Source organism: Roseovarius sp. EL26 (assembly GCF_900327775.1).
Taxonomy (GTDB): Bacteria; Pseudomonadota; Alphaproteobacteria; order Rhodobacterales; family Rhodobacteraceae; genus Roseovarius.
On sequence record NZ_OUMZ01000007.1, the window covers coordinates 64,457 to 91,017 of the forward strand.

31 protein-coding genes and 1 pseudogene are annotated in these 26,561 nt (G+C 55.6%); 15 read left to right on the top strand and 17 right to left on the bottom strand.

The genetic code is table 11. The features are described 5' to 3' along the window. Position 1: 1 nt before the first annotated feature. From D9A02_RS08080 to tsaD, 3 genes are read right to left on the bottom strand one after another with little or no spacing between them, the layout of a single operon-like run. Positions 2-271, bottom strand: coding sequence for a YciI family protein (locus D9A02_RS08080; RefSeq protein WP_120500500.1), 270 nt, complete (start codon positions 269-271; stop codon positions 2-4). After that, positions 271-1,230, bottom strand: a complete 960-nt coding sequence (locus D9A02_RS08085; protein ID WP_120500501.1) for an NAD(P)H-dependent glycerol-3-phosphate dehydrogenase — start codon at positions 1,228-1,230, stop codon at positions 271-273. Before D9A02_RS08085 ends, D9A02_RS08080 begins: the two co-directional genes overlap by 1 nt. Further along, a complete protein-coding gene (gene tsaD / locus D9A02_RS08090) occupies positions 1,227-2,324 on the bottom strand; it encodes a tRNA (adenosine(37)-N6)-threonylcarbamoyltransferase complex transferase subunit TsaD (RefSeq protein WP_120500502.1) in 1,098 nt (365 codons plus the stop codon). The genes D9A02_RS08085 and tsaD overlap by 4 nt, the downstream gene beginning before the upstream one ends. Before the next feature lie 72 nt (positions 2,325-2,396). Between tsaD and D9A02_RS08095 the strand changes: the two genes are divergently transcribed. The 3 genes from D9A02_RS08095 to D9A02_RS08105 are packed head-to-tail and all read left to right on the top strand — an operon-like array spanning position 2,397 to position 6,057. Continuing rightward, positions 2,397-3,116, top strand: coding sequence for a uroporphyrinogen-III synthase (locus tag D9A02_RS08095; RefSeq protein ID WP_120500503.1), 720 nt, complete (start codon positions 2,397-2,399; stop codon positions 3,114-3,116). A gap of 60 nt (positions 3,117-3,176) precedes the next feature. Next, entirely contained in the window at positions 3,177-4,526 is a 1,350-nt protein-coding gene (locus D9A02_RS08100; protein ID WP_120500504.1) for a COG4223 family protein, read from the top strand. Positions 4,527-4,548: 22 nt separating this feature from the next. Continuing rightward, entirely contained in the window at positions 4,549-6,057 is a 1,509-nt protein-coding gene (locus tag D9A02_RS08105) for a heme biosynthesis protein HemY (RefSeq protein WP_120500505.1), read from the top strand. An 80-nt stretch (positions 6,058-6,137) separates the two neighbouring features. On the opposite strand, the gene D9A02_RS08110 is transcribed toward D9A02_RS08105, so the two are convergent. After that, positions 6,138-6,731: a GcrA family cell cycle regulator gene (locus tag D9A02_RS08110; protein WP_120500506.1), complete on the bottom strand. Its 594-nt coding sequence runs from the start codon at positions 6,729-6,731 to the stop codon at positions 6,138-6,140. Positions 6,732-6,859: 128 nt separating this feature from the next. Here D9A02_RS08110 and D9A02_RS08115 point away from each other — a divergent pair, with 128 nt between their 5' ends. After that, on the top strand, positions 6,860-7,663 hold the full coding sequence (locus D9A02_RS08115) for an ABC transporter permease (protein ID WP_254054585.1): 804 nt from the start codon (positions 6,860-6,862) through the stop codon (positions 7,661-7,663). A gap of 17 nt (positions 7,664-7,680) precedes the next feature. Here D9A02_RS08115 and D9A02_RS08120 read toward each other — a convergent pair whose 3' ends face one another. From D9A02_RS08120 to D9A02_RS08135, 4 genes are all read right to left on the bottom strand, one after another. Continuing rightward, positions 7,681-8,040, bottom strand: coding sequence for a hypothetical protein (locus tag D9A02_RS08120; protein WP_254054586.1), 360 nt, complete (start codon positions 8,038-8,040; stop codon positions 7,681-7,683). A 137-nt stretch (positions 8,041-8,177) separates the two neighbouring features. Further along, positions 8,178-9,497: an MATE family efflux transporter gene (locus tag D9A02_RS08125; protein ID WP_120500507.1), complete on the bottom strand. Its 1,320-nt coding sequence runs from the start codon at positions 9,495-9,497 to the stop codon at positions 8,178-8,180. Then, complete coding sequence (locus D9A02_RS08130) at positions 9,490-9,999, bottom strand: PaaI family thioesterase (RefSeq protein WP_120500508.1); 510 nt, start codon at positions 9,997-9,999, stop codon at positions 9,490-9,492. Before D9A02_RS08130 ends, D9A02_RS08125 begins: the two co-directional genes overlap by 8 nt. After that, on the bottom strand, positions 9,999-10,421 hold the full coding sequence (locus D9A02_RS08135) for a PaaI family thioesterase (protein ID WP_120500509.1): 423 nt from the start codon (positions 10,419-10,421) through the stop codon (positions 9,999-10,001). The genes D9A02_RS08130 and D9A02_RS08135 overlap by 1 nt, the downstream gene beginning before the upstream one ends. A gap of 114 nt (positions 10,422-10,535) precedes the next feature. Between D9A02_RS08135 and D9A02_RS08140 the strand changes: the two genes are divergently transcribed. Then, positions 10,536-10,913, top strand: coding sequence for a MerR family DNA-binding transcriptional regulator (locus D9A02_RS08140; protein ID WP_120500510.1), 378 nt, complete (start codon positions 10,536-10,538; stop codon positions 10,911-10,913). Positions 10,914-10,928: 15 nt separating this feature from the next. Here D9A02_RS08140 and D9A02_RS08145 read toward each other — a convergent pair whose 3' ends face one another. Further along, entirely contained in the window at positions 10,929-11,894 is a 966-nt protein-coding gene (locus D9A02_RS08145; RefSeq protein ID WP_120500511.1) for a GlxA family transcriptional regulator, read from the bottom strand. A gap of 77 nt (positions 11,895-11,971) precedes the next feature. Here D9A02_RS08145 and D9A02_RS08150 point away from each other — a divergent pair, with 77 nt between their 5' ends. The 3 genes from D9A02_RS08150 to D9A02_RS08160 are packed head-to-tail and all read left to right on the top strand — an operon-like array spanning position 11,972 to position 14,180. Further along, on the top strand, positions 11,972-12,889 hold the full coding sequence (locus D9A02_RS08150) for a 3-keto-5-aminohexanoate cleavage protein (RefSeq protein WP_120500512.1): 918 nt from the start codon (positions 11,972-11,974) through the stop codon (positions 12,887-12,889). After that, complete coding sequence (locus D9A02_RS08155) at positions 12,886-13,647, top strand: SDR family oxidoreductase (protein ID WP_120500513.1); 762 nt, start codon at positions 12,886-12,888, stop codon at positions 13,645-13,647. Before D9A02_RS08150 ends, D9A02_RS08155 begins: the two co-directional genes overlap by 4 nt. Before the next feature lie 2 nt (positions 13,648-13,649). Beyond that, entirely contained in the window at positions 13,650-14,180 is a 531-nt protein-coding gene (locus tag D9A02_RS08160; RefSeq protein ID WP_254054587.1) for a lipocalin family protein, read from the top strand. Here the strand turns inward: D9A02_RS08160 and D9A02_RS08165 are convergent, their stop codons facing one another. Continuing rightward, on the bottom strand, positions 14,181-14,648 hold the full coding sequence (locus D9A02_RS08165; RefSeq protein ID WP_120500514.1) for a DUF1203 domain-containing protein: 468 nt from the start codon (positions 14,646-14,648) through the stop codon (positions 14,181-14,183). A 79-nt stretch (positions 14,649-14,727) separates the two neighbouring features. Between D9A02_RS08165 and D9A02_RS08170 the strand changes: the two genes are divergently transcribed. Beyond that, positions 14,728-16,134: a carnitine 3-dehydrogenase gene (locus tag D9A02_RS08170; RefSeq protein ID WP_120500515.1), complete on the top strand. Its 1,407-nt coding sequence runs from the start codon at positions 14,728-14,730 to the stop codon at positions 16,132-16,134. Between the two features lie 68 nt (positions 16,135-16,202). On the opposite strand, the gene D9A02_RS08175 is transcribed toward D9A02_RS08170, so the two are convergent. From D9A02_RS08175 to D9A02_RS08185, 3 genes are all read right to left on the bottom strand, one after another. Then, the gene (locus tag D9A02_RS08175; RefSeq protein ID WP_120500516.1) at positions 16,203-17,399 is read right to left on the bottom strand and encodes a sodium:proton antiporter; all 1,197 of its coding nucleotides are present in this window, start codon (positions 17,397-17,399) and stop codon (positions 16,203-16,205) included. 12 nt (positions 17,400-17,411) lie between these two features. Continuing rightward, the gene (locus tag D9A02_RS08180) at positions 17,412-19,085 is read right to left on the bottom strand and encodes an amidohydrolase (RefSeq protein ID WP_120500517.1); all 1,674 of its coding nucleotides are present in this window, start codon (positions 19,083-19,085) and stop codon (positions 17,412-17,414) included. A gap of 146 nt (positions 19,086-19,231) precedes the next feature. Further along, entirely contained in the window at positions 19,232-20,497 is a 1,266-nt protein-coding gene (locus D9A02_RS08185) for an RsmB/NOP family class I SAM-dependent RNA methyltransferase (RefSeq protein ID WP_120500518.1), read from the bottom strand. A 68-nt stretch (positions 20,498-20,565) separates the two neighbouring features. Here D9A02_RS08185 and D9A02_RS08190 point away from each other — a divergent pair, with 68 nt between their 5' ends. Next, complete coding sequence (locus tag D9A02_RS08190) at positions 20,566-20,745, top strand: DUF1674 domain-containing protein (RefSeq protein WP_120500519.1); 180 nt, start codon at positions 20,566-20,568, stop codon at positions 20,743-20,745. Positions 20,746-20,862: 117 nt separating this feature from the next. Here D9A02_RS08190 and D9A02_RS08195 read toward each other — a convergent pair whose 3' ends face one another. Then, the gene (locus tag D9A02_RS08195; protein WP_162933006.1) at positions 20,863-21,528 is read right to left on the bottom strand and encodes a VPLPA-CTERM sorting domain-containing protein; all 666 of its coding nucleotides are present in this window, start codon (positions 21,526-21,528) and stop codon (positions 20,863-20,865) included. 277 nt (positions 21,529-21,805) lie between these two features. Next, a complete protein-coding gene (dapB, locus tag D9A02_RS08200) occupies positions 21,806-22,624 on the bottom strand; it encodes a 4-hydroxy-tetrahydrodipicolinate reductase (RefSeq protein WP_120500521.1) in 819 nt (272 codons plus the stop codon). A gap of 84 nt (positions 22,625-22,708) precedes the next feature. On the opposite strand from dapB, the gene rbfA reads away from it, so the two are divergent. The 4 genes from rbfA (at position 22,709) to D9A02_RS08220 (ending at position 25,391) form a co-directional block, all read left to right on the top strand. After that, a complete protein-coding gene (rbfA, locus tag D9A02_RS08205) occupies positions 22,709-23,107 on the top strand; it encodes a 30S ribosome-binding factor RbfA (RefSeq protein WP_120502444.1) in 399 nt (132 codons plus the stop codon). A 4-nt stretch (positions 23,108-23,111) separates the two neighbouring features. Further along, positions 23,112-23,855 carry a phosphodiester glycosidase family protein gene (locus D9A02_RS08210; protein ID WP_120500522.1) on the top strand — a complete coding sequence of 248 codons (744 nt, stop codon included), beginning with the start codon at positions 23,112-23,114 and terminating at the stop codon, positions 23,853-23,855. 61 nt (positions 23,856-23,916) lie between these two features. After that, the gene (truB, locus tag D9A02_RS08215; protein ID WP_120500523.1) at positions 23,917-24,834 is read left to right on the top strand and encodes a tRNA pseudouridine(55) synthase TruB; all 918 of its coding nucleotides are present in this window, start codon (positions 23,917-23,919) and stop codon (positions 24,832-24,834) included. 2 nt (positions 24,835-24,836) lie between these two features. After that, positions 24,837-25,391, top strand: a complete 555-nt coding sequence (locus tag D9A02_RS08220) for a DUF1643 domain-containing protein (protein ID WP_254054588.1) — start codon at positions 24,837-24,839, stop codon at positions 25,389-25,391. A gap of 127 nt (positions 25,392-25,518) precedes the next feature. Here D9A02_RS08220 and D9A02_RS08225 read toward each other — a convergent pair whose 3' ends face one another. Next, complete coding sequence (locus D9A02_RS08225; protein WP_162933007.1) at positions 25,519-26,061, bottom strand: hypothetical protein; 543 nt, start codon at positions 26,059-26,061, stop codon at positions 25,519-25,521. Between the two features lie 157 nt (positions 26,062-26,218). Continuing rightward, positions 26,219-26,365 (bottom strand): annotated as a pseudogene (locus D9A02_RS19195) (3-isopropylmalate dehydrogenase); the annotation flags it as partial. Between the two features lie 64 nt (positions 26,366-26,429). On the opposite strand from D9A02_RS19195, the gene D9A02_RS19555 reads away from it, so the two are divergent. Then, entirely contained in the window at positions 26,430-26,504 is a 75-nt protein-coding gene (locus D9A02_RS19555) for a hypothetical protein (protein ID WP_367946762.1), read from the top strand. Positions 26,505-26,561 lie beyond the last annotated feature (57 nt).

The window sequence follows — 26,561 nt, forward strand, 5'->3', positions numbered from 1 at the left end:
ATTAGATCACCTTTTTCCAAGCGATCAGTTTGACTTCAGCAAACAGTCCGGCCTTGGCATAAGGGTCATTATCGGCCCAGGCTTGCGCGACCGCCATGTCCTGCACATCTAGAATGACTAAAGATCCGGACATCTGTCCGTCTTCATCAAGCAATGGGCCAGCCTGACTGACCACTCCGGTTTCTTTAAGATAGGCGACATGTGCGTCGCGATTATCAAGACGGGTTTGTAGGGCACCCGCTTTGTCTTGGCCTATGAGAGCAATCAGCATCATTCTTCCTTTAGTGGTCTTGAGAGTAACATATCCATCGCCTGATCAACTCGCAATTCCTGATCAATCAAGCTGGCGATTACGTTTGTGATTGGCATATCCAGTGATTGGGCGTGCGCGATATCCCGTACTGCCCTGGCGGTTGCAGCACCTTCAACGGTGACTGCGCTATCGAAAACTTCACCTTGGCCGATGCTGAATCCGTAGCGGAAATTACGTGATTGCTGTGATCCGCAAGTCAAGACCAGATCGCCGAAACCCGACAACCCAGAGAGTGTCTCTGCACTTGCCCCCAAAGCGGTCGCCATCCGGCCCATCTCGGCAAAGCCGCGGGTTACCAATGCAGCACGCGCGCTTTCCCCCAAACCGGCCCCAATAACAGTGCCGCAACCTACGGCCATGACGTTCTTTAGCGCGCTGCCCAGTTCGGCCCCGATCACATCAGTGGTGCGATACAGTCTGAGATTGGGTGTTGTCAGCTCTTGTTGCAGCGCCTCGCCAATGGCGTCATCAGCGCAAGCCAGTGTAAGCGCAGTGGGCAGATTACGGGCAATGTCGTCGGCAAAGGACGGGCCGGTCAAAATGGCTGCCTTGGCGTTGGGAAGGACTTCATTGATGATCTGTACTGGGCCTTTTCCGGTCGACAGTTCAATCCCTTTGCAGCAGGCAACCAACGTTGCACCAGCGAGCTTTGAGGCATGCGTATGTAGGGCCGCGCGCAGTTTTTGCGTGGGTATCGCCAGCAAAACAGTGTTTGCAGGGGAAAGGCGGTGCAAATCAGACGTGACTTCGATCTGATCTGGCAAAGGGACCCCGGGAAGACGTTTGCGGTTTTCGCGGTGTCGTCCCATGTCTTCGGCATGAAGCGCATCACGTGCCCAAATGGTCACATTTCCATCTTGTGCCAAGGATATCGCCAAAGCAGTGCCAAAGGCGCCGGCACCCATTATAAAGATCATGCTTTGGCTCCCTTCTTACCACTGCCCAGCATGGATGGACTGGTTTGATCCAGTGGCCAACGTGGCCTCGCGGCCAGTGTCATATCGCTGCGTTTGCCCGCTTGAAATAGTTCAGCCCCGGCATAGGCGATCATCGCGGCATTATCAGTGCAAAGTGTCAGAGGTGGCGCCACAAAGTCGACCCCATTTTCATCGGCAGCTGCCTCAAGAGCTGTGCGGATGGATTGGTTGGCAGCCACACCGCCGGCAACGGCAATGGCGGGAAACTGCGGGGCTTCTTGAAGATAAAGTGCAAGAGCGCGCCGGGTTTTGATGGCCAGAACCTCGGACACGGCGGCCTGAAATCCGGCGCAGAGATCATTGACGTCTTTTTGTTTCAAACCGCCTTGGTCGGCGATCACCTGATCACGGGTGCGCAGCAGTGCTGTTTTCAAGCCGGAGAACGATAGATTGCAATCATCCCGGTCCAATAGCGGACGAGGGAAGCGGAAACGTTTTGCATCGCCCAGCTTAGCGCGAGCTTCAACGCTGGGGCCGCCGGGCTGCGGCAGGCCCAGTAAACGCGCGGTTTTATCAAAAGCTTCGCCGGGCGCATCATCAATGGTGCCGCCCAGACGGGTGAAGTCATCGCAACCCCGGGCAATCAGGAACTGGCAGTGTCCACCAGATACCAGCAGCATCAAGTAGGGATAGGTCAACTGATCCGTTAGCCGGGGGGTCAGGGCATGCCCTGACAAATGGTTGACGCCGATCAAGGGCAGGCCAGTCCCGGCGGCGATGCCTTTGGCGCACATGACTCCGGACAGTACCCCACCGATAAGGCCGGGGCCTGCGGTAACGGCAATCAAGTCGATGGCATCAAGCGTGCTATCGGCTGCCTGCAACGCGTCCCGAACACAGTGGTCCAGTTTTTCGGCATGGGCGCGTGCGGCAATTTCAGGCACAACGCCACCAAATTGGGCGTGCAGATCATTTTGGCCAAACACGACAGATGACAGAATTTCAGGGGCTTTACCTTTGGAAACGCGCACTATCGCTGCCGCTGTGTCATCACAACTGCTTTCCAAACCAAGCACTGTTAAATCGTCGTTCATGCGCCTGTCCGTTGCGTGACCCTTTCAGGACAGGTAACACCGGGGGAAGGCGCAAACAACTCTGGTTCTCAAATGCATCCGACAATTCTGATCATACGGCCTGATGCGGCGGCCATAAGGTTCGAACGAGAACTGCATGCGCGCTTTGGCTCTGATTTGCCAGTGTTGCGTGCGCCAGTTATGCAGATTGAGCATTTGACCCCCTCAATTGATTGGCGCGGGGTTACTACGCTGCTCTTTACCTCTCATGTTGCGGTACAGGCGTTTGCGTTGCTGACAGATGATAGACATTTTGAATGTTATGCCGTCGGGGGAGCAACCGCCAAGGCCGCGCGTGATATTGGTCTCAGCGTAGTCGATTGTGATGGAACAGCTGCCGATCTGGTCAATCGGGTGCTGGCGGACAAGGCGGCGGGGCCACTTCTGTATATGCGCGGCGAACACATATCAGATGATATTGCTGCATCGCTGACCCGTTCCGGGGTCACGATCCAGAGTGTGGTTGCCTACGAACAGCATGCCGTTGCGCTGACGTCAGAGGCATTGACATTGCTGAATGGTGAAACGCCGGTAATTTTGCCGCTGATGTCGCGGCGCAGTGCTGTACTCCTGTTTGATCAGCTGCATCCGACCGCGCCGATCTTTCCAGTTGCGATCAGCGCGAAAGTGGCCACAGCGGTGCCTGAGGCCTGTGTCGGGACCTTGCGGGTAGCTGTAAAACCAAGTCAAAATGCGGTTTTTGACGAAGTTGCCAAACAAATCAGTGCTGTTAAGCGACTTGAGGGTCTGTAATCCGCAAAGTAAGGTCAAATTAAGCCGACCGCGGCTCAAGATTCGAAAAGGTGATAAAACGTGGCTAAAACTTCGAAATCTCGTAAGGCAGCGAAACCTAAGAAAGATGTTGCTAAGCCTGAAGAGGTCGATGTGGACGCATCCGCAGCGCAACAGGCCAATGAAGAGATATTAGAGCAAAGCCTAGAGGCTGAGGTACAGGCCCTTGCCGAAGATACAGATACCGCGTCGAAGCCCGTAGATGATGACGCGTCCGATGCGACATCCGACGCAGTGACGACGGAGAGCGAGGAGACAGTCACGGCAAGTGATACTGAGGACCGATCCGAAGATAACAGAGAAGCACTGGAAGATATCGACACAGCGGTCACCACAGAAGATTCAATTCAGCTGGACGATCCTGTCACGCCCGAGCCCGTCGCGGAGGAACTATCCACGCCAGAGCCGGAGCCAGAACCGATGCCACAGCAGGCAACACAGGCACGTAGCGGTGGGTTTGTTCCGAGCGTGCTTGGTGGCGTTATCGCCGCTGGAATTGGATTTGCTACGTCGCTTTATCTGTTTCCTGATTGGGGACGTACAACGCAGATGACTGATGACCGGGTGCCGCAACTAGAGGCCCTTATTGCAAAGCATTCAGCGGCGATTGATGCATTGCAAACGCAAGGGGCGGATACAGTGGCACCTGATCTGAGTGACTTGACAGATCTGCGCAGCGCGCAGGATGATCTTGGGGCTGCGGTTGGCAGTTTGGCAGGACGTCTGGAGCAAATCGAATCAAATGTTGAAGGTCTGGCATCACTGGCCAGTGGCACTGGGGCAGATGCGGATGCGCTTTTGGCCTTGCAGGATCAGATCACGCAGCAGCGCTCAGAAATTGAAGCCATGCTGGGTCAAGCACAAGATGTCGAAGCCCAAGCCCAGCTGGCGGCACAACGAGCAGCGCTTGGGCAGATCCAGATCGCTATGGATACCGGCACGGCATTTACCGCATCTCTGTCTGAACTCACTGCGGATGGTGTAACTATTCCGCAGGATTTGTCAGGCGCTGCCGGCGATGGCGTCAAGTCCCTTGCTGAGCTGCAAGAGAGTTTTCCAGATTTGGCACGTGATGCCCTGCAAATCGCGCGCAGCAACGCCGGGGAAGATAATGGCAGCCAGGGTGTTGGGGCCCTGTTGCGCAGCGCGCTGGGCGCGCGGTCACTAGAGCCAAAAGAAGGCAATGACGCTGACGCGGTGCTGTCACGTGCGGAGGCTGCGCTGCGTGAAGAGCGTTTGCATGACGTGTTGTCGGAATTACAGGCTCTGCCTGAACCTGCCCTTGCCGTTTTGACCGATTGGTCAGGGGATGTCGCACAAAGATTGGCGGCGATATCAGCGCTTCAGACGCTGAATGATAATTTAAATTGATACGGAACTAGGGGCGTTTAACATGTTGTGGTCCATTACAAAGATCGTCGTTTTTATCGCCCTGATTGCCGCGGCGGCTTACGGTGCAATTGTCCTGCTGTCGCTCGAAGGTGGTGTGCGCATCGAAATGGCAGGGCAGGAATATAACCTGACGCTGCTGACGGCGGTAATTGCACTTATCTTATTGGTCGTTGCGGTTTGGTTGGCGCTCAAAGTGGTGGCTTTCCTTGTGGCGCTTCTAAAATTCATCAATGGCGATGAAACTGCGATCTCGCGGTATTTCAACAAGAACCGTCAGGAAAAAGGTTACAAGGCTTTGGCCGATGGCATTCTGGCTCTGGCTTCGGGTGAAGGTGATGTTGCTATGGCCAAAGCGGCCAAGGCGGACAAATACCTTAACAAGCCGGCATTGACCAATCTGATCACGGCACAGGCAGCTGAAATCAAAGGCGACCACAAAAAGGCTGAAGAAGTTTACAAGAAACTTCTAAAGAACGAAAAAACCCGTTTTGTCGGGGTGCGCGGTTTGATGCAGCAAAAGCTGGAAGCTGGTGACACGCAAACAGCGCTGAAGCTGGCGGAAACCGCCTTTGCGCTGAAGCCAAAGCACACCGAGGTGCAGGACGCATTGTTGTCCCTGCAGGCCAAGAACGAGGATTGGAGTGGTGCGCGCGGCACCCTGAGGGCCAAGTTGAAGCATGGCGCTTTGCCGCGTGACGTTCATAAACGTCGCGATGCAGTTCTGGCCCTGTCCGAGGCGCGTGGCGTCTGGGACGATGGCAACGATATTGCCGCCCGTGAAACCGCGATCGAAGCGAACAAAATGTCGCCAGATCTGGTTCCCGCTGCGGCGATGGCCGCTCAAAGCTACATCGCGCAGGGATCAAAACGTAACGCGACCCGTCTGATCGTGAAAGCATGGAACGCTCAACCTCATCCGGATCTGGCCGCGGTTTTTGCTGAAATCGAGCCTGATGAAACCCCTGCCGCTCGTCTTAAGCGGTTTGGTAAATTGCTGAAGCTGCACTCTGACCATCGTGAAACCAAACTTCTGGGTGCCGAATTGCAGATCGCAGCTGAGGATTTTCCCGCCGCACGCCGTGCCATGGGGGATCTGGTCGAAACCGAGCCTGACACCCGTATCTTGACTCTGATGGCCGCGATTGAGCGCGGAGAAGGGGCGGATGATGCGGTCGTTCGTGCCTGGTTGGCCCGCGCACTAGCGGCACCACGTGGCCCGCAATGGGTCTGTGATAGTTGCCAACACATTCATACCGATTGGGTCCCATCGTGTGAAAACTGCGAATCATTTGATACGCTCAGCTGGCGTGCCCCACCAGTGAGTGCCACAACTGGCCCGATTGGTTTTGAAATGCTGCCTTTGCTGGTAGGTGGTAGGGCTGATACCGGTGAAGTACACGATGAAGCAGACAGCGATACCGGCTCGGATGACATCGAAGATGCCGAAGTGCTTGATGCCTCTGAGGAGGGCACGGATAAGACCGCTGCCGAAGATCAAAACAACAAGTGAACGTGTCGCGATTTAGCCCCTTCAAAAGAAAAGGCCTCGAATTTTCGAGGCCTTTTTTAAATTGGTGAGTTTCGGTTGTATTACCGTTTCCGGTCGCGGCGGCTGCTCATTGGTTGGAACGCCACGCCGACGTGGGCTTCGCAGTACGGCTTGCCAGATTGCACCGGAAGGCCACAGAACCAGAAGTCTGGTGTGGCCGGATCGCCAACAGGCCATTTGCAGGTGCGCTCTGTCAGCTCCATCAGGCTCAACTTTTTGGCCTTTTTTTCAATCTCGTTCACCTTTGCCAAAGCGGCAGGGTCAATTTCATTGGCCGAAGGTTGCGGCGGCAGGGGTTGACCTGCAGGAATGATCTGCTTGGCCCGGCTGATCGGGGCCACAGAAGTATCGCGCGCGGGCTGCGTCTTGATCTCGGCCTTGGGTGCGGCAGTTGGTGCCGCGGCCGGTGCCTTGGGGGCTGCCTTGGGCTTTGCTGCGGCTTTTGCTGGTTTCGCTTTGGCAGACGCATCAGAGCTGCCACCCGTTCCATTCCGGTTGGACAACCCCAAACGGTGGACCTTGCCGATCACAGCGTTACGTGTGACCCCACCCAGCTCTTTCGCGATCTGGCTTGCGGATTGGCCTTCGCCCCACATCTTTTTCAGAAGTTCAACGCGCTCGTCGTTCCAGGACATTGGCCTGCTTCCTCATCCTCTTGGGGGTCAATTTCACAGACCGCCCGTAAATTCCATCGAAGCCCCTATTCTAGTCACTGTGCATTAAGTTACAAGGCATCGAATCGCATCTGATGGAATCTAAAATCATGACTGGTAAATCCGATATGGGCGCTCGTCGTTTTGGCGCGATCAACTGGCTGGGATTGTACACGCTCGCCTCAAGAGAAGTGCAGCGGTTTCTGGCGGTCTGGACCCAAACATTGATGGCACCACTGGTCACGGCTGGCCTGTTTTTGATGATCTTCTCCATCGCCATTGGCCCACGTCGGGGCGATGTGATGGGGGTGGATTTCACCACTTTTATTGCACCGGGCATTCTGATGATGACGGTCATTCAAAACGCATTTGCCAACACGTCGTCGTCAATCGTGATTTCCAAGGTTCAGGGCAATATCGTTGATACACTGATGCCACCACTCAGCCCGGCAGAGCTGGTACTGGGGTATCTGGCTGGCGCGGTTGGTCGTGGCCTGCTGGTGGCGCTGGCCATCGGCCTGGGCCTGCTGATGTTTTTGGGCATAGGAATTCAGCATCCGCTGTGGGCGTTGATCTTTGTGATTCTCGGCGCGGCTTTTTTGGGTGGTCTGGGCATTGTTGCGGGGATCTTCGCTAATAAGTTTGACCAAATGGCTGCAATTACGAACTTCATTGTGACGCCTTTGGCGTTTCTGTCGGGCACGTTTTATTCGGTTCAGGCTTTGCCGCCGGTACTGCGGACGTTAACGCAGTTTAATCCGATCTTTTATCTGATCGACGGCGTGCGATTCGGTGTATTGGGAATTTCTGATGCGTCGCCATGGCTAGGGCTTGCTGTCGCAAGCTGCTCAACACTGGCAATATGTCTGGTTGCTTGGGCAATGTTCAGCCGGGGGTACCGGCTGAAGGCCTGAGATCTATGGGTTGCAACTTAGGTGCAGGTCGCTTTCGCGCGTTCGCCGTAGTTCACGTAGGTTTTCCAGAACTGTTCATCGCTGGTGCGGTCTGATTGTCTGACTTCCTGTGCTAGATGTGGGTTTTGGTAGAACAAAATGGCGCGGCGTTGTTCTGGAATGGTCAGCGTCTGATTGGCGACTGCCTGAATGCAACCACACAGCTGCCGGGACCGTGCTTTGCGATCCGAGGCCAGACAGGCCTTGTTGATCGGGCCATTTACCAAAGGCGCTGCGCGCGATACAGATGATGCATAGCTGGTCGGGCGGCTGTTTTCACGCCCACCACCACATGCCGTGAGTAGCACGGCAACACCCAATAAAAGACTGTTTTTCATTACTCTTGCCTCGATTTTTGGCGTTATTTTTTCTCAACGCCTTATGAATTACAGAATTAATGCCCGACTTGCGTGCATTTTTCAATTCTTAAGACCGCTATTACCCCAGAATCAGGCCGGATGTTGGTGAAATACTGTTATTTTGCGGCGCTCGCCTCGAGTGCGGGATAGCGCAGGCCAAGGGTGACGCCGCGGGCAACGAAACTGATCAGAAGGGCAATCCACAGGCCGTGATTGCCAAAGGCGGGCATCAATAGCGCCAATGAAACCAAGTAGACCACCAGGCTAAGCGCCATCATGTTGCGCATGTCGCGGGTTTTTGTGGCACCGATAAAAATACCATCCAGCATCCATGCGGCTAGCCCCAGTAAGGGTGCCAGAACCATATAGCCCAGATAGTGGCGCGCCTCGGACTGGACCTCAGGTGCTTTGGCCATGAGATCAATAAGCAGGCCTCCAAATAGCGCAAATCCAAGCGCCAGTAGAATATTGGTGATCAGTCCCCATTGGCAGGCGATGACGACACTGCGCCTGAGCCGGATATGGTTGCGTGCGCCGACAGCCTGCCCGACAAGTGCCTCAACAGCAAAGGCAAATCCATCCATGGCATAGGCGGTGATATGAAGAAATTGCAGCAACACCTGATTGGCGGCTAGGGTCACATCGCCGAATTTACCACCCAACAACAGGAACGAAACGAACATCACCTGCAGCATCAAGGATCGCAGCAGAATATCAATGTTCACGCTGGCCATATGGCGTAGCTGTACAGGGTCAAATACACGAGGCCAATCGCGCCATGCAGGATTGGCAAAGACATCACGACAGAGCCAAAGACCAAGGGCCAGACCGGTCCATTCTGCGATGAATGTGGCCTGTGCCACACCTGCAACGCCCCAGCCCAGACTGAGCACGAACCAAAGGTCGAGCACGATGTTCAAGCCATTCATCCATAGTTGAAGCACTAAGACCGAGCGGGTGCGCTCCAGCGCCACCAGCCAGCCGGTGATGCCGTAAAGGCCAATTAGCGCTGGCGCGCTCCAGACCCGGATTGACATGTATTCGCGTGCGAGGGATTCCACCTCGGCGCTGGCTGGTGAAACAACAAATGCACCGGCAAATATCGGGCGTTGTAAGATGATGATTGCAAGCCCTGCAGTAATGCCAATCATCAACGCCCGCATCCAAAGCGCAGACACTTCGCCAAATCGGCCTGCGCCATAGGCCTGACTGGTCAGGCCACTGGTGCCCATACGCAAAAAACCGAACATCCAGTAGACAGCGGTCAGAATGATCGCACCCACGCCTACGGCAGCAATGGGCGCCGCTTGACCTAATTGCCCGACAACCCCGGTATCAACGGCCCCCAAAATCGGAACCGTCGCATTTGATAGCACAATTGGTGCGGCGATTTTGAAGACCCGTTTGTGGGTGACGGGCTTGGCGGCGTCAGTCATCCCGACGAGGCATCAGAAAATGCGCAGTGGCCTGTGCAATGGGGCGTGCTCGATTGTCTTGCCATGCTTCGGTATGCACGGTCGCGTAGCGGCGTCCAGAACGGGTCACATGGGCACGGGCGTAGGCGTCGCGGGGCAGGCCCGAACGCAGGTAGTCGACAGTAAAGCTGATGGTCTTAGGCAGGCGCGGCATATTGCCAGCGGCCATTTCTTCGGCGTCCAGATCGCCTGATTCAATGTCTTGCCAGAGCATCGACCAACTCAATCCGATGATAGCGGTGACCTCCAGAAAGGCCGCAGTTGCCCCGCCATGCAGAGCGGGCAGCATCGGATTGCCGATCAGTTTTTCCTCAAACGGCATGATGCCTGTCAATTCATCTCCGCGTCGATCGAACTGAATGCCCAGAAACTGAACATAGGGAACGCCGGTCACGAGCGCATTCAACGCGGCATCGCGACGTTGCTTGATGACTTGCATCGGTTCTGGTCTTGGGCGGGCCATTACTTTCCCTCTACCGTAAAGGTGCCCGTGGCGGTGGCAACGGGGCGGCTTGCATCTTCGTCCATTGCCCGCGCACGTACAAAAGCGACCGAGCGGGTGATGTGGTAACATTCTGCAATTGCCGTGATACGTTGACCGGGGGTTGCTGGGCGCATGTAATCGATCCGCAAGTCGATGGTAGCTGTACTTGTTGGGGAGGTGGGATGGCTCATGACGGCTGTACCGCAACAAGTATCCATCAAGGCAGACACAGCTCCTCCATGGATGACGCCGGTAGCGGGATCACCAATGAAACGCTTGTCGTATTCCATCGTCATTTCTGCTGAACCTTCGCCGATATTGGCAAGCTTCATGCCAAGGGTTCGGGAATGCGGTATGGCCTCGATAAACTGTTTGGCAATATTCGCTCTGTCGGTACTCATCATGTCTCCTTGCGCATGACCTATATGCGCCTGAAATCAAGATTGGCGCAAGCGGGAGGTTGCTCTTGCTACAGACTGCGGTAAACTGATGGCGTAACGGTATAGGATAGTCCGATGTCAGATACTCGCCTGACGTTCAAAGAAATGTGCGCCAAATTCGATGTGACCCCACGGACACTTCGATATTACGAGTATATTGAACTGTTGCAGCCTGATCGTGAAGGTCGATCACGATATTACGAATCCCGTGAAATTGCTCGTATGACCCTGATCTTGCGGGGCCGCAAATGGGGTTTCCCACTTGAGGATATCCGCCAATGGTTATTGATATACGAGAGCGAAGGCACGGACGCCCAAATGCAAAACCTGTTGGAGCTTGCTGATAAACAATTGGTTGAGTTACAAGAGCAGCGTTTGCAGCTGGATGAAGCTCTCGAAGAGTTGCAAACCATGCGCGATGCGACTGCTAAGGACCTTGGAGAAACCTCTTAATCGAAGACAATGATGTTAGCGTGCTGAATGTGTGGCTTGCTTACGTAGAATCGACGGGCTGATACCGTAGTTTTGCCGGATCGCTCGTGCCATGGCCGCTGGTGAGTCGTAACCACAGCGCAATGCGATTTCGGAAATGCTCAGAGTGCTGGACTCTAGTAATTTGCGCGCGGATGACAAGCGCATGTGGCGATATACCGTACCTGGTGGCGCCCCAAGGCGGCTCCGAAACCGGCGGTCCAATGTGCGCGGCTGGCAAGACAGGCGTTTCGACAATTCTGTAAGGTTGAGCGGTTTCTCGATGTTTTCACGCATCATTTGAAGTGCCCGCCGTATGATTGGATCTGAAACCGGCCGGTGCTCTGTATTCGGCTCAAATGACGGCGTATCGTGCATAAAGAGGGCCTCAACATCTAGACGCGCGGCTGTGCCTAAGTGATGATCTATCAGGCCCAGAGTCATTTCAAGTGCGGACATTGCTCCGGCGCAGGTCACGAATGGGCCATCTTGCAGCACATGTTCGCGCTCAGCTCGGATATCCAAAAACCGTTCAGAAAAGGTATCAAGCAAATCCCAGTGCACAGTGGCGCGCCGATTGTCCAAAAATCCTGCTGAGGCCAGAAGCCACGGCCCCGCATCCAAACCGACCACCGTTTCCGCCTTGGATGCGGCTGCGCGTAGGATCCGTCGAGTGTCTGATGTGTCGTGTCGGTCATGATCATAACTGGCAAGAACAAACAGATAATCGACCTGTTTCAGTTGTGCCAAAGTGGCATGAGCCATCACATCAATCCCGCTGGAGGACTGCGCTGGTGCACTGTCTGGCGTATAAATCGTCCAGATAAAACTTTCGCGCAGGGTTTGGGTGTTTGCGGCGCGCAGGGGTTCAATGCAATTGGCCATGCACAGGTTTGAAAAGCGATCAAAGAGTATGAGCGCAATCCGTATGGGCGGTTGATCTGGTTTTGTCCATTTCTGCATTGTTTTTGTCTTTTAGTGCAAACTTGTTGCAAGTGCCAGCGCGCTACTCTGTTGTTAAATCCACTGGAGAATCTGTCATGCCTTTAGCAATGAACCGAGAAGTTTTCATCACCTGTGCTGTCACCGGATCGGGCGGCACGCAGGATAAGTCACCGCATGTGCCGCGTAGCCCCGAGCAGATCGCCACATCCGCGATTGACGCGGCCAAGGCGGGTGCCGCGGTGGTGCATTGCCACGTGCGCGACCCTGAAACGGGCGCGCCATCGCGTGATCTTGGGCTCTATCGCGAAGTGACGGACCGTATTCGTGATGCCGAAGTGGACGTTGTTTTAAACCTCACTGCTGGCATGGGTGGCGATATGGTTTTTGGCGATGTCGAAAGCCCACTGCCTGTGAACGAAGCCGGTACTGACATGATTGGCGCGACCGAGCGTATGGCGCATATCGCCGAATGCCTGCCCGAGATTTGTACGCTGGACTGTGGTACGATGAACTTTGCCGAGGCCGACTATGTGATGACCAACACGCCCGGCATGCTGCGTGCAATGGGGCAGATGATGACAGATCTGGGCGTGAAGCCTGAGATCGAGGCATTTGACACTGGTCATCTCTGGTTTGCCAAGCAATTGGTCAAAGAAGGTATTCTTGAAAACCCTGCGCTGGTGCAGCTCTGCATGGGTGTGCCTTGGGGTGCGCCGAATGATTTGAATACCTTCATGGCGATGGTCAACAATGTGCCGGATGATTGGAACTGGTCGGCGTTCAGCTTGGGCCGCGATCAGATGCCCTATGCTGCGCAGTCGGTCATCGCTGGCGGCAACGTTCGCGTGGGTCTGGAAGACAACCTGTTTCTCGAAAAAGGTGTTCTGGCCACCAACGCGCAGTTGGTTGATCGTGCTGTGACCGTGATCGAAAACCTTGGTGCCAAGATCATCGGCCCTGACGCTGTACGTGAAAAACTGAGCCTCACAAAACGCGCGCCGGTCGCGAAATGAGTCGACGTGTCGTAATCACCGGCGGGGCCTCGGGCATTGGTCTGGGGCTTGCCCGCCGGTTTGCGGAAAGTGGGGATCGCATAGCAGTTTGCGATGCAGATGCGGCTGCGATTGAAGCGGTGAAAGCGAGGTTTCCGGATTTCATTGCCGTTCAGGCGGATGTGACGGATGAGGCCCAGATGAATGCCTTCCTCGGTCAGGTCGAAACTGAATGGGGTGGCGCGGATGTGGTTTGCGCGAATGCCGGAACCGGTGGTCCAGCTGGCCTTATCGAGGATCTGGATTATGACGCATGGAAAGCCTGCGTCGGTGTGAATCTGTTTGGTAGCTTTCTGACCTGCCGCTGGGCAGCGCGGGTGATGCGGGCGCAGGGCAATGGGTCGATCATCATCACCACCTCGACGGCTGGGCAATGGGGCTATCCTTATCGTTCGCCCTACTCATCAGCGAAATGGGCACTGGTTGGGTTGACCAAGACCCTTGCGATGGAACTGGGGCCCGCAGGCATTCGGGTTAATGCGATTGCACCAGGTGCGGTTGAGGGGGACCGGATGGAGCGGGTTCTGGCCAACGAGGCTGCCGCTTCGGGTAAGGACATCGAAGAGGTGCGCCAGCAATATGTCAAAGGTGTCAGCTTGCGTAGTTGGGTCAGCGTGGATGATCTGGCCGATATGGCATTGTTCTTGGCATCACCTGCAGCCAGCAAAATCTCGGGTCAGGTGATGACCGTGGATGGTCATACAGAATCGCTGGTCTAATGATGATGTGCCGTCACCTCAAAATTCTGCTCACTTGGGTCACTCTGGCGTTTTTGGCAGGGTGCGGTGATGGTGCAACCGGATATCGCGACCCCAACGTGCCATTGAGTGTGACGACGCGGGGCACAGCGGGGGATGTGTCCGGCGCGTGGTATGTGCGCGCGGGGACCCCTGGAAATGAAGACCTTCAGAAGGTTAGCATTTTGCCGGATTGGCAAGGGATGCAGGCAGTCGAACTGGTTAGCCGCACTTGCGAAAGCAACGGCGATTGCGAAGAGGTTGGTGAGATCTGGAAGGCCAAACCACTGGGGCAGCATCGCTGGCGCATCCAAAGCCCACACGGGGATGCCACACGAGAGTTGTGGGTGATTTGGGTCGATGAAGGGTTCCGCACAGCTGCCATAGGGACACCCGACGGCAGCTATGGTTGGATTCTGGATCGCGCTTCCAATGGAGGATCAGACAGAATTGAGGCCGCGCGTGAAATCCTAGATTTCAATGGTTATGACACGGCCCAATTGGTGGCGCGATGATCAAGCACGTTCAATCCGGCATTGATAGCAGTTGTTTGCAGCACTGCGTACATCCACAAAGGCAATTTCTGGATTTTCAAGAAGCTCCTGCGCGTAGCGGGCAATATTGGGCGTCTCGACGACATGGCCTGTGCCATACAAGATACGCTCATCTGCAGTGTAGCCTCTCACAAGATATTGCGGCGAACGTAGGATCTTTGGGGGCCGCTCGGACGGGGTGGCGGGCGCGCAGTCTTCGGCACAAAGGAACAACGGCCCGGTTTCGGTGTAGGCATTCAGCCCTTCAAACGGGCGCCAAGCAAGGGCCAGGTATTCCTCGCCAATCGGGGTTTCCCCCAGACAATGACGGCAAGGCCAAGCCCCACCATCAGAAACGGCGCGTTCAAACGGCAGACCATAGGCATCTAGCCCAGTGGCCTTGGCGGCGCGGACCCGATCAGTGGGCAACCCAACGAATTGAATTTTCATTTGCGATCTCCTGTTTTTTAGTCAGCATGGCGCGGCCCATGGCAGCAGGCGATCCGAAACATGCGCAAAGGATGATGCGATGACCAAAACAGCAGCAATTATAGGCGGCGGTGTGATCGGCGGCGGATGGGCGGCACGATTCTTGCTTAATGGTTGGGACGTGAATGTCTTTGATCCGGACCCCGAGGCAGAACGCAAGATCGCCGAAGTGATGGCAAATGCGCGCCATGCCCTGCCAATGCTTTATGATTATGCGCTGCCCGCCGAGGGTAATTTGCGGTTCTGCAGTAGCATTTCTGATGCCGTGGCAGATGCACAGTGGGTGCAGGAAAGTGTCAGCGAAAGGTTGGAGCTTAAGCACAAGGTTCTGACCGAGGTGCAAAGTGCTAATGCGGCTGTGCCAATTGGTTCATCCACCAGCGGGTTCAAGCCATCGGAGCTACAAGAAGGCGCGCAAATTCCCGGGCAGATCATGGTCACGCACCCGTTCAACCCGGTCTATCTTTTGCCGTTGATCGAGGTTGTTCCGTCGGAGGCGACATCAGGACAAGCTGTTGAAAATGCAATAGAAATACTGACTTCTATTGGCCTTTATCCCTTGCGAGTTCAAAAGGAAATCGACGCACATATCGCGGACCGGTTCCTTGAAGCGGTCTGGCGCGAGGCATTGTGGTTGGTCAAGGATGGCATTGCTACAACCGAGGAAATCGACAACGCAATTCGGTATGGTTTTGGTATCCGCTGGGCGCAGATGGGCCTGTTTGAAACCTACCGCGTGGCGGGTGGCGAGGCCGGCATGCGTCACTTTATGGCGCAGTTTGGCCCGGCGCTGAAATGGCCATGGACCAAACTGATGGATGTGCCTGATTTCACGGATGAGCTGGTTGATATGATCGCGGATCAGTCTGATGCGCAGTCTGGTCATCTGACAATTCGCGAGCTGGAGCGTAAGCGCGACAACAACTTGATTGCGATGATGCGCGCGTTGAAACAGCAGGGGAATGCTGCGGGCCGGTTGATCAATGATCACCAGGAAAGCCTACGCCCCAAGCTGGATGATTCCGGGCCGTTGATCACAGTGAAGCGTTCAATTCCAGTGGATTGGACCGATTACAATGGCCATATGAACGAGGGGCGCTACGGTCAGATTTTCAGTGATGCGGCCGATGCTGTGATGAATCACGTTGGTGCAAATGCAGAGTATATCGAGGCTGGAAATAGTTATTTCACAGCCGAGACCACGGTAAAATATCTGGTTGAAAGCCACGCTGGAGAGCAGGTGACTGTTGAAAGCAAGATCACATTGGGCGAGGGCAAGAAACTGCGCTGTTTCCACGAAATGAAGCGCGAAAGCGATGGCGAATTGCTGGCGACCTGTGATCAGTTCATGCTGCATGTCAATCTGGAAAGCCGCCGGTCCTGCCCACCGTTGGAGCATGTCCGCGACATGGTCGAGGGCTTGGCAAAGCAACACGCTGAGGCGTAATTTGCGTACAGGTTGTACAGCCTGTACGCGGGTTATGTACACAAATCGGTTTTGGTCAAAACCAGAGATCAGCCATCCTTGAGTTGGCTGATCTTTCCGTACCATCGGGCGGCGGGGGCCGAGGTGATGCCGTGCAGCAATGCGCTGATCCAGACGGCGTTGGCAGCGAGCATCAGCAAGCCGTGTCCGGCGTCCTCGGGGAGTTCATGTAACACCAAAAGTGCGAAGAGTGCGGTGGCCAGACCGCGTGGTCCGAACCAGCCGAAAAATAACCGTGTTACTGGTGGGGCATCGGTGCCAATCAAAGAGATCCAGATCGCCAGTGGGCGGACGATGAACAGGCTGACGATGATGGCGATGAACATTGGCCATGTCAGATGAGAAATCGCGTCGGGCACCAGACCCGCACCGATGAACAAGAAGGCCGTCCAAGTAAGAATTTGACCATCACCCTCGGCGAATTCGTAGACAAAGGGGCATTGCCCTTGAATCTTGTGGCCAAAGCAGAGTCCGGCAACAAATGTTGCGATGAAGCCGTTGCCGCCAACGTAATTCGCCAACAGATATGCACCGCCGGCAATGGCCAGTGCGGCTGCGCCCTCATAAGCCTCGGACGTGGTGCCATTGGCTTTGGCCTTGAGGAGCGCGATTCCGGCCACGGTTCCGACAATCGCCCCGACAAGAGGGCCGAGCGTGATTTGTTTGAGGCCGAACAACAACCACTGCCCGCCTCCTTCGGAGCTGACTTCGATGGCGACCAGAGAGGTCAGCATCAAAATGATGGGAAGGGCCATACCATCGTTCAACCCGCTTTCGACTGTCAGGGCGCGGCGTTCGCGTTCTGGCACGGCTGTGTTTGAGACCACAGCCTGACCCAATGCGGCATCGGTGGGCGACAAAACAGCGGCAGCCAAGGCGACCATTGCCAGCGGCCATCCGGGCAGAATGGCGTAGAAGGCCAAGGTCCCGAAAATGATTGCGAGGGGTAGACCGAGAAGCAGCATACGCTGCGGCCAGATATGGCGGCGCTCAAGAGCTTTGAAATCTGTTTTTGCGGCGTCCAGAAAGAGAACCACGACCAATGCAAATTCTGCAAGTGGGTGCAGAAAGTGATTGATCTCTGTCGTGGAGAGCGCGCCGCTTGTCGCCAACATCGCACCGAGTGAGATAAAGATTATTGGAGCTGTAATGGGGGTTTGCGATAGTCGGTTGGCCAAAAGACCGTAGGTAACGGCGGCAAGGCAGATGAGGATGCCACCAATCATGGTCGGATCACTTTAGTGTCTAATGTCATAGGTAATTCGTCCTGCACATATTGTCATGGCGATACCAAGCCCGCCTAAATCGTTTGGTTGCGTTGTTTCAATATCACCTTTGAGCATCACGATATCCGCATCGTAGCCCGGCGCAAGCTTGCCTTGCTGATTTTCTTTGAAGCCGAGCCAAGCATTTTTGGCGGTGTAGGATTCTAATGTCTCCATCAAGGTTTGGCTTTGGTCCATCCAGTCGTCACCCAGATCGAGAGGGGTGACCGCACATTGAATGTTGGCCATCACATCCACTGGCACCACGGGCCAGTCGGTGGAAAAGGTCAGGGCAATACCAGCGTCGCGAATGCGTCGCCATGGGCAGCAATGGCCGTATTCATGGGAGAACAGTGTAGTATCCGGCTCTACCGGCTCAAAAAAACCGGCGAAAGGCGCATGGCGCGGTTGCATTGAGGCGACGATTGCAAGCTCTTTGAGGCGCGGTATATCCTGATCGGTGATTAGTTCGATATGTTCGACCCGGTGGCGGGCGTCGCGCGTGCCGTTGGCTTTGGCGGCGGCCTCATAGCCGTCAATGACCCTTCGTACCGCCAGATCTCCGACGGCGTGGGTACTAAGCTGCAGGCCCATGGCGTCGACCTTGATGCAGGCAGCGTTGAAGTGGTCGGGCTCAAACGCGGCTTCGCCGATGCTCTCTGGGGCATCCGGGAATGGGCGGGTGACCAACGCTGTGCGCGATTCAAAAACGCCGTCCATGAACATCTTGACCCGGCCGGACCAGACCATGTCAGAACTGTATTTGCGGTGCATCTCGGCGGCTTCATCGAGCCGTTCAATGGGATCGAAGTTTTTGAGGTGAAACGGAACCTGAACCCTGCATTTGAGTTTGCCCTCTTTCTCCAGCTCGCTCAGCAGTTCCAGTTGATAATTGTTGCCATCCATATTGTGGAGCGTGGTGATGCCGTGGGCAGCACAGTGATCCAAGCCTTTGAGCAGAAGCGCCTTGTCGGCGGCGCGCTCTTCGGGCGTGGCGGGCGGAATGGGATCGGCCCCGGTGACATAGCCGAGCATGTCGCGCCCGCCAGTGCGCGACAGCGCGAGGACAGGGCCGAAGGCACCGGTTTCGTGCAGAATGCCGTTGGCAAGGCCATCGTCACCCATGACTACAGTGCTGCCCTCGGGCATGTCAGCCCCGTTCAGTAACCCGGCTTTTCCCAATGCGGCAGTGTTGGCCCAGACGGTGTGCAGGTCTGCACCCAAAAGGGCGAACGGCCGGTCAGGCAGGATCTCATCCAGTAGGTTACGGGGGTCTTTGTCGACGCCGATGAACAGATCATAGAAGGCCCCGGTGCCCAGCACGAGGGGTTCGTCTGGGCGGGCAGTGGCGTAGTCGAGGACATCTTGGCGGATTTCTGATAGGTGTGTTTTGCCGCCTACGGGCAGGAAATCCAGCTCAGCCGAGCCTTGGAACAGGTGCACGTGGCTGTCGATGAAACCGGGAAGGACCGTGCCACCCTTTGCATCGATGACCTCGGTGTTCGGCGTCATCAGGGATCTGATCTGATCGTCTGAGCCCACCTCGGTGATTTTCCCACGCGTGATGGCGATGGCCTGTGCCCGGGGCCTGTTAGAATTCATCGTCAGGAGTTGGGCATTGATAATGATCAGATCGGGTGACGGCATGGGGCGATCCTTCGATGATTTCTAGGATCAAAGCATGGAACGTCAGGGGGTTAGCTGTCAATGCGGGTTAGGTGCCGAAAGCCTGGCCGCGGGATAGTGGTCGAGCGGTGGCCTGCGGCCGTGATTCCGCTCGAGAGCTTTGCCGGTCAGGTGCGAATGCAGGCGATGTAGAACCCGTCCATGCCGCCCTGATCAGCCCAATAGTCTGGACGCAGGCGCAAGCCGCCTTCTGGGGTAACCCAAGCCGGGTCAATGCCGGGTTGGCTGAGGGCATCGCGGTCGATTTTTAGGTTCGGCGTGCGTTCCAGCAGCTCTTCGATCTGGCATTCACCCTCGTCTGGCAGCAACGAGCACGTGCAATAGACCAGCCGCCCGCCGGGTTTGAGCAGGGTTAGGGCGTGATCCAGCATGGCCGATTGCAACCCGATGAGTTCGCCAAATTCTGATCCGTCTTTGGCATAGGGCAGGTCGGGATGGCGGCGGATGGTGCCGGTGGCGGAGCAGGGGGCATCGAGCAGAATGGCATCGTACGTGCCTTCGTGTTCCAGCGCGTCGCCTGCGATAAGCGTGGCAGAAAGGCCAGTGCGGGTGAGGTTTTCCTGTACGCGCTCCAGACGGCGTTCGGAAACGTCCAAAGCGGTGATCTCGGCCCCGGCGGCGGCCAGTTGCATGGTTTTGCCGCCCGGTGCGGCGCAAAGGTCGAGGATTTGCTCGCCATTTTGCGGGTTCAGGACCTGTGCAGGCAGGGCTGCGGCAGCATCTTGCACCCACCAATCTCCGGTCTTATATCCGGGCAGGGCCGACACTTGACCCGCATCGGACAGGCGAACGGATCCGCTGGGCAGCAACGTGCCACCGATGGCTTTTGCAACGGCGGCAGGGTCGGATTTTGGGGTCAGGTCCAGAGGCGGGCTTGCAAATTGAACTCTTTCAATCGCATTGATAGCGCCGTTCCCATACCCCTCAACCAGTGGATCACGAAGCCAGCTTGGCATCCGGGGGATGCGCAGGTCTTTCCATGGCTTACCGGCGTCGCCCGCCATTTTGCGTAGGACGGCGTTGACCAGACCCTTTTGCTTGCCATAGCGGGGATTGCGACTGACCAGGCCAACTAATTCGCTGACCACGCCGTGGGCGTCGCCGCCATTGCACAATTCAACCGTGCCAAGACGCAGGGCGTTCATCACATGCAGAGCAGGTGGCTTGCGCAGTTGGCGATTGAGCAGACGGTCAGCCCGGTCCAATCCGCGAAGAGTTTCGGTCGCGAGGCGTTGCGCGGTGGCGCGTTCAGCGGCATTAAGGCCTTTGAACGTGCGATCGTTTGCGATTTCGGACATCAGGCGACCTTCGCCAATGATCTGGTCCAGCAGGTAAACTGCGCTGCGTCGGGCAGAAGGCCGGTGTGATGTCATGGTATGGTCCTTGGCGTCTGGTCAGGCGTGGCATATATCAGGGGGACATAGACAAAGGAAGCCCGCCTATGGAGCCTGAGAAAACAGATCTGCCGCCTGCTGCCATTCGTGCGCTGGCTGAAGCTGAAGAACGACGCAAACAAGCGGAAGCCGCCGAGATGCCCAAGGAATTGGGCGGACGCAAAGATGGGCCCGAACCCGTGCGTTATGGGGATTGGGAGAAAAAGGGCATTGCCGTTGATTTTTGAGCGACGTTTTAAATGCGCCGTTAAATGAACCGTTGCGCCGAAGTAAGATAGCAGCCCGATCAAATGAAAAAAGCGGCGATAACGCCGCTTTTAATCGTTAAATCAGATTTTCTGATTTCAGCTGTTGCTGCGGCGACGCAGCAGGGCCAAACCACCCAGACCAGCAAACATCAAAGGCAAGCCTGCAGGCAGTGGAATCGTTGGAACATTGTCACCGGTGACTTTCAAAACTGATGGATCACCGTTTGTTGCAACGTAAAGCAGACGCCATTCGCCGCCGTCAAAGGCATTTACGCCATCGGCAAAGGTGTTTTTTACAACTGTCGGAGCTGAGGACGTCACGCGCTGGACACCGTCATCGAACAGGGTAATCCCGTCATCGTGGCGAATAACCGAATCGAATGCTGATGCAAATGTTGCGGTGATATCGAAGAACGTTGCGGTTGCTGAGTTCGAACCAATATCAGGCTTGCTGAGCTGCAGGATGGAGGTCGCGGCGCTCAACCCAAGAACACTGCCGTTTACACCAGTGGCGAGCCACTGCCCAATTGTGGTGGAGTCGCTGCCGTTAAACGTTCCGAAATCGATGTCACCCGTATAGGTGATTGTATCCAGCTTGGCACCGGCTGCGGCGACATTTGCTAACGTAGCAGAGGCGCCTGCGGCGTCTACGTTTGTCCGCTGATAGATATCAATTGAAAATGTGCCGCTTAATGTTGCTGCGCTGGCGGCGCTTGCAAATGTAGCTGTGGCAACCGCAATGGCTGCAATGGTCTTATACATTGTAACTCTCCAGTATACTCGTAAATATTGGCGAGAACTTAATGGACGCTGGCGGCCTTGGCAATGATTTTGCCTAAAAAGCGCCATATTTAGGACAATATTGCCGTAGCGTCATATTTTGTTCGCGTTACGTATACACCGGCCCGTCTTGTGGGTTGATGTACAATACATCCAGACGCGGTTGAGCCTTTGTAAATACAGATCTGGTTGCAGGGGCGCAGTCAGGCAGCGAGTAGCCCGAAGCGATTTGAATGTTCTGACTGATATTTTCTGTAGGTCAGTCGTCGTTCAGCCCAAGAACATCTAACATATTGTATTCACCGGGTTTTTTGCCCAATCCCCAAAGGGCAGCTTTAAGGGCTCCACGGGCAAAAACCGCGCGGTCACTGGCGACGTGGCGTAGGGTGATGCGTTCACCAGCGGCGGCAAACAGGACATCGTGTTCGCCGACAATGTCACCCCCACGAATGGCGTGAAATCCGATTTGACCGGGGATGCGGGCACCGGTGATGCCGTCGCGGCCGCGATCTGAGGCGTCATCAAGGTTAACGCCGCGCCCTTCTGCGGCGGCTTCGCCCAGCATGAGGGCCGTGCCGGATGGCGCGTCGACCTTTTGATTGTGATGTGATTCGATAATCTCGATATCGAAATCTTCGTCCAGCGCGGCGGCGACCTTTTTGGTCAGCAAGGTGAGCAGGTTGACGCCGAGGCTCATGTTGCCGGCACGTACGATGATCGCATGGCGCGCGGCAGGTTTGAGAGCTGCGAGGTCCTCATCGGTCATGCCGGTGGTGCCGATGACGTGAACGGCACGGGCCTGTGCGGCCAGATTGGCAAACTCGATTGTTGCGGCGGGGGCGGTGAAATCGATCACAACCTGCGCTTTGGCAAAGGCTTCCAGCGGGTCATCTGTGACGGTGACACCCAAATGTCCGGCATTCATGCACTCGCCCACATCGCGACCAACCCAGTCATGGCCGGTGCGTTCAACAGCGCCGACAAGGCGGGCGCGGTCGCTTTGGGTGATGGTCTGGATCAGCATCTGGCCCATACGGCCTGAGGCGCCTGTAACCACAATCCCTGGCAAATCGGTCATTGGGGGTCTCCTTTACGCTTTGTGCCTCTCTTAGCGTGCCGATCATCGCTTGGCAAAGGTCGAGTTAGGCACTAAATGCAGCGCATGGGAAAGAACAAGTTTCATGATGGCCCCGGACCGTCGCAGCGTCAGCTGCGGGTGGGGGAATTGATCCGCCGGACATTGTCCGATGTGTTGGCGCGTGGGGATGTCCATGACCCGGATTTGAACCGGATGTCTGTGACTGTGGGCGAAGTGCGAATTTCACCGGACCTAAAAGTGGCAACAGCTTATGTTTTGCCATTGGGGGGAACCGGGCAGGAAGATGTGGTTGCCTTGCTGGCGCGCAACAAAGGCGAGCTGCGCCGGATGATCGGCAAAAAACTGGCGTTGAAATATGCGCCTGATCTGCGGTTTCGGGTTGATACGACTTTTGACCAGATGGATGAGACCCGCCGCCTGTTTTCGCAAGACGATGTACGTCGCGATACCGAGGAAGAGTAGCGCAATGCGCTGGCGGGTTGCAGCGGCGGCGTTGGCGGGCTTGATTGCTGGGCCGGCTATGGCCGTTGAATGTAACGTGCTGCAGCACGATGGCCGCGATTACAGCGTTTGCAAGGTCGATGTTGAAGCGGAAGAGTTGCGTCTGTTCCTCAATCACCCTGAAACCGGTGATGTGTTAGGCAGTTTTGGCAATGTTGATGCGCTTGTGTCGGATCAAGGCAAAGCGCTGCGGTTTGCGATGAATGCAGGGATGTACCATCAGGATCGTAGTCCGGTGGGACATTATGTCGAAGAGGGCGAGGAGCAGATGCGCGTCATCGCCTCGGCCGGGCCGGGAAATTTTGGTCTGTTGCCAAACGGGGTTCTCTGCATTCAGGAGGGGGCCGCGCTAGTGTCTGAAACCAAGCGGTTTCAGGCTGAGCAACCCGAGTGTCGCTTTGCCACGCAGTCCGGGCCGATGCTGGTGATTGATGGCAAGTTGCATCCGCGGTTTTTGCCCGACAGTGACAGCCGCTTTGTGCGCAATGGGGTTGGTACCTCGGAGGATGGGACAACCGCATGGTTTGTGATGTCCCATGCGCCGGTGACGTTTCATGAATTTGGCGTGCTGTTTCGTGATGAACTGAAGACGCCGCAGGCGCTCTATTTCGACGGCAATATCTCAAAGCTCTATGCGCCTGATCTGGGGCGGCATGACGGGGGCTTTCCGATGGGGCCGATTGTTGGGGTTGTGGCCCCGGTTGAGTGATTGACGCGGTGCGCTCAGGTTGTTAGCCCGCGTGTTCAATATTTAAAGCTGGAAGACTGTGATGGGACGTAAACGCAAGGGCCGCGATATATCGGGTTGGCTGGTGGTGGATAAACCTGCTGGCATGACCTCGACCTCGGTGGTGAACAAAGTGCGCTGGGCATTGCAGGCGAAAAAGGCTGGTCATGCGGGCACGTTGGACCCTGAGGCAACCGGCGTTTTGGCCGTGGCTTTGGGCGAGGCGACCAAGACCGTGCCCTATATTACCGATGCATTGAAGGCTTATGAGTTTTCTGTCCGGTTGGGGCAGGCCACCAATACCGATGATACCGAAGGCGAAGTGATTGCCGAGAGCGATGTGCGTCCGGATGATGAGGCGATCAAGGCCGAGTTGGGCGCGTTTCTTGGCGATATCATGCAGGTGCCGCCGAAGTTTTCCGCCGTTAAGGTTGATGGCCAGCGGGCGTATAAACTGGCCCGTGATGGCGAAGATGTTGAATTGGCTGCACGCCCTTTGTGGGTCGAAGAGTTGCTTTTGAAGGATCGCCCGGATGCGGATCACGCGGTGCTTGAGATGACCTGTGGCAAGGGCGGATATGTCCGTTCCATCGCGCGGGATCTGGGGCAGGCGCTGGGCTGTTATGGCCATGTGCAATGGTTGCGCCGGGTCTGGTCAGGGCCGTTTGAGGTCAAAGATGGTTTGACGATTGAGCAAATCGATGCAATGGCGCAGTCGCCTGAATTAGACACGTATTTGCGCCCGTTGGAAGAAGGTCTGGCAGATCTGCCGATGGTGAATTGCACGCCTGAAGGGGCGGCGAAGCTGCGCAATGGAAACCCAGGGATGGTGTTTGCATCGGACGTTGAATACGGCGATGAATGCTGGGGCGCTTTGGATGGGCAGGCGGTGGCTGTGGGCCGGTACAAAGCCGGAGAGCTGCACCCTAGCCGCGTGTTCAACACGTCCTCGGGGGAATAAGCATGAGTGCGCCGGAAGAACAGCATGATCCCGGTGGAAAAGTACGGCTAAAGCTGCCTGATGGGGTGATCGGCGGCGCGCGGTTTTCAGATTGTGGCAAATACAGACAGGCGCTGACACGGGAGTGGACGGTTGAGGGCGAGAGTGCCCGCACCATTCTGTTTATTGGCATGAACCCATCTGTGGCGGATGCGAGCGTGTCGGACCCGACCTGCCATCGCGAGTTGGATTTTTCCCGTCGCTGGGGGTTCAATCGCTACCTGAAAGGCAACGTGCTGGATTGGCGGGCAACCTCGCCCAAGGATCTGCCGGTGGACCCGGCAGAGGCCTGCAGTGTTGAGAACATCCCGTACCTGCAAGGCATGGCCGAAGAGAGCGAGTTGATCGTGCTGGCCTATGGCAAGCTGCACAAGCGGTATCAGCCGGTGATTGATGAGGTGGTTGCAGGGATGCGCAGCACTGGCAAACCCCTGCGTTGCTTTGCGCGGAACAAAGATGGTTCGGCCAAGCATCCGCTGTACCTGCGCAAAGATGCAGAATTGATTGATTATGTTTGAGTGAAAGGTGGCCCTAAAAGATAATTCAAGGGTATTCGACTCACCACCAATAGGGCAAATTTTCGTCACGCGGATGGAGTTGCGCTTCATTATAAACAAAGAAGGAAACAGCAAGGTCGCTTAGACTTCACTCCGACATCGAACCCAAAAGCTCTCTAACTGTTGCGGCATCGGTGCTAGCTCCTGCAAAAAAGAACGACCCTGTGCAATAGCTCCCGTGTACCATCCAAACAGTTTGCCCTCTGAGTGAGGGCGTTGACTTCGTAGAACGTCGAAGAGCAATCAGGAACGGAGCATTAGGTGTCATTCCTGATTCAATAAATGCATAATTTGGCCAAATAGCAGTTAGAGTTTCGCTTACATTGCCAAGCAAAACCTCATCAACGTCTATCTCGAAACGTGCGTAGTTGATTGTAATTTTGGTTTCATTGACATCGTCATCCTTCGACTCGTCCGATAGGCCTTCAAAATATTGTTGTTGTTGGCGGGCCGCGTCGGTAGCCATGGTGTCTGTTACGATCTGATAGTTTCGTAGTTTACCTATAACAACGACATCAGCATTTTTGATGTTTTTCAAATCTTGATCCATGGATGCAATACAAGCCATGGCGCTTCCGCAAGCGAACGTTGAGCTTAAAAAACTCACCATCAATGCTCGTAGAAAATCCATTTCAATTATTCCTATGCGAGTATCGGCGATATTTTAGTATTTCCTATGGAGAATATACACGGTCAAAATGACTTATTTTCGCCTCTCGCTGAACGGTATCAATCAATGAAAAAGGTGGCCTCTGGGGCCGCCTTCTATGAAATCGATGCTGTTCAGCTTAGCTCAGGCTCTCTTGCAGGGCTTCGATGATGGCGTCGCCCATTTCTGAGGTGGAGATCGGCGAGCCACCTTCGGCGCCGAGCAGGTCACCTGTGTGCAGGCCTTTGGCGAGTGCCGCTTCGATGGCTTGTTCGAGGCGGGTGGCCCAAGCTGTTCTTTCTTGATGGATAGCCTCAATGGCATTGATCGGCACCTATCACTTAATCGATATGACGCCGGAGGGCCGAAACGAAGACGCTCTTGAATTTCCGATGGCTTGGGTCAGGCGCAAGGATCAGTATTGACCTACAATAGCTGAATGCGGTTTGTTCCTAGAGGCCCAAGCGTGTTTGATATAGCAA

What these genes read in the sequence shown, in the direction of transcription:
- D9A02_RS08115 (WP_254054585.1), top strand. Translation starts at nt 6,860, where the DNA reads ATGACTGGTAAATCCGATATGGGCGCTCGTCGTTTTGGCGCGATCAAC.
- D9A02_RS08125 (WP_120500507.1), bottom strand. Translation starts at nt 9,497, where the DNA reads ATGACTGACGCCGCCAAGCCCGTCACCCACAAACGGGTCTTCAAAATC.
- D9A02_RS08130 (WP_120500508.1), bottom strand. Translation starts at nt 9,999, where the DNA reads ATGGCCCGCCCAAGACCAGAACCGATGCAAGTCATCAAGCAACGTCGC.
- rbfA (WP_120502444.1), top strand. Translation starts at nt 22,709, where the DNA reads ATGGGAAAGAACAAGTTTCATGATGGCCCCGGACCGTCGCAGCGTCAG.
- D9A02_RS08135 (WP_120500509.1), bottom strand. Translation starts at nt 10,421, where the DNA reads ATGAGTACCGACAGAGCGAATATTGCCAAACAGTTTATCGAGGCCATA.
- D9A02_RS08195 (WP_162933006.1), bottom strand. Translation starts at nt 21,528, where the DNA reads ATGTATAAGACCATTGCAGCCATTGCGGTTGCCACAGCTACATTTGCA.
- D9A02_RS08175 (WP_120500516.1), bottom strand. Translation starts at nt 17,399, where the DNA reads ATGATTGGTGGCATCCTCATCTGCCTTGCCGCCGTTACCTACGGTCTT.
- dapB (WP_120500521.1), bottom strand. Translation starts at nt 22,624, where the DNA reads ATGACCGATTTGCCAGGGATTGTGGTTACAGGCGCCTCAGGCCGTATG.
- D9A02_RS08220 (WP_254054588.1), top strand. Translation starts at nt 24,837, where the DNA reads ATGAGTGCGCCGGAAGAACAGCATGATCCCGGTGGAAAAGTACGGCTA.
- D9A02_RS08150 (WP_120500512.1), top strand. Translation starts at nt 11,972, where the DNA reads ATGCCTTTAGCAATGAACCGAGAAGTTTTCATCACCTGTGCTGTCACC.
- D9A02_RS08190 (WP_120500519.1), top strand. Translation starts at nt 20,566, where the DNA reads ATGGAGCCTGAGAAAACAGATCTGCCGCCTGCTGCCATTCGTGCGCTG.
- D9A02_RS08210 (WP_120500522.1), top strand. Translation starts at nt 23,112, where the DNA reads ATGCGCTGGCGGGTTGCAGCGGCGGCGTTGGCGGGCTTGATTGCTGGG.
- D9A02_RS08140 (WP_120500510.1), top strand. Translation starts at nt 10,536, where the DNA reads ATGTCAGATACTCGCCTGACGTTCAAAGAAATGTGCGCCAAATTCGAT.
- D9A02_RS08185 (WP_120500518.1), bottom strand. Translation starts at nt 20,497, where the DNA reads ATGACATCACACCGGCCTTCTGCCCGACGCAGCGCAGTTTACCTGCTG.
- D9A02_RS08085 (WP_120500501.1), bottom strand. Translation starts at nt 1,230, where the DNA reads ATGATCTTTATAATGGGTGCCGGCGCCTTTGGCACTGCTTTGGCGATA.
- D9A02_RS08160 (WP_254054587.1), top strand. Translation starts at nt 13,650, where the DNA reads ATGATGTGCCGTCACCTCAAAATTCTGCTCACTTGGGTCACTCTGGCG.
- D9A02_RS08110 (WP_120500506.1), bottom strand. Translation starts at nt 6,731, where the DNA reads ATGTCCTGGAACGACGAGCGCGTTGAACTTCTGAAAAAGATGTGGGGC.
- D9A02_RS08105 (WP_120500505.1), top strand. Translation starts at nt 4,549, where the DNA reads ATGTTGTGGTCCATTACAAAGATCGTCGTTTTTATCGCCCTGATTGCC.
- D9A02_RS08145 (WP_120500511.1), bottom strand. Translation starts at nt 11,894, where the DNA reads ATGCAGAAATGGACAAAACCAGATCAACCGCCCATACGGATTGCGCTC.
- D9A02_RS08155 (WP_120500513.1), top strand. Translation starts at nt 12,886, where the DNA reads ATGAGTCGACGTGTCGTAATCACCGGCGGGGCCTCGGGCATTGGTCTG.
- D9A02_RS08170 (WP_120500515.1), top strand. Translation starts at nt 14,728, where the DNA reads ATGACCAAAACAGCAGCAATTATAGGCGGCGGTGTGATCGGCGGCGGA.
- D9A02_RS08080 (WP_120500500.1), bottom strand. Translation starts at nt 271, where the DNA reads ATGCTGATTGCTCTCATAGGCCAAGACAAAGCGGGTGCCCTACAAACC.
- D9A02_RS08095 (WP_120500503.1), top strand. Translation starts at nt 2,397, where the DNA reads ATGCATCCGACAATTCTGATCATACGGCCTGATGCGGCGGCCATAAGG.
- tsaD (WP_120500502.1), bottom strand. Translation starts at nt 2,324, where the DNA reads ATGAACGACGATTTAACAGTGCTTGGTTTGGAAAGCAGTTGTGATGAC.
- D9A02_RS08165 (WP_120500514.1), bottom strand. Translation starts at nt 14,648, where the DNA reads ATGAAAATTCAATTCGTTGGGTTGCCCACTGATCGGGTCCGCGCCGCC.
- D9A02_RS08120 (WP_254054586.1), bottom strand. Translation starts at nt 8,040, where the DNA reads ATGAAAAACAGTCTTTTATTGGGTGTTGCCGTGCTACTCACGGCATGT.
- D9A02_RS08225 (WP_162933007.1), bottom strand. Translation starts at nt 26,061, where the DNA reads ATGGATTTTCTACGAGCATTGATGGTGAGTTTTTTAAGCTCAACGTTC.
- D9A02_RS08180 (WP_120500517.1), bottom strand. Translation starts at nt 19,085, where the DNA reads ATGCCGTCACCCGATCTGATCATTATCAATGCCCAACTCCTGACGATG.
- truB (WP_120500523.1), top strand. Translation starts at nt 23,917, where the DNA reads ATGGGACGTAAACGCAAGGGCCGCGATATATCGGGTTGGCTGGTGGTG.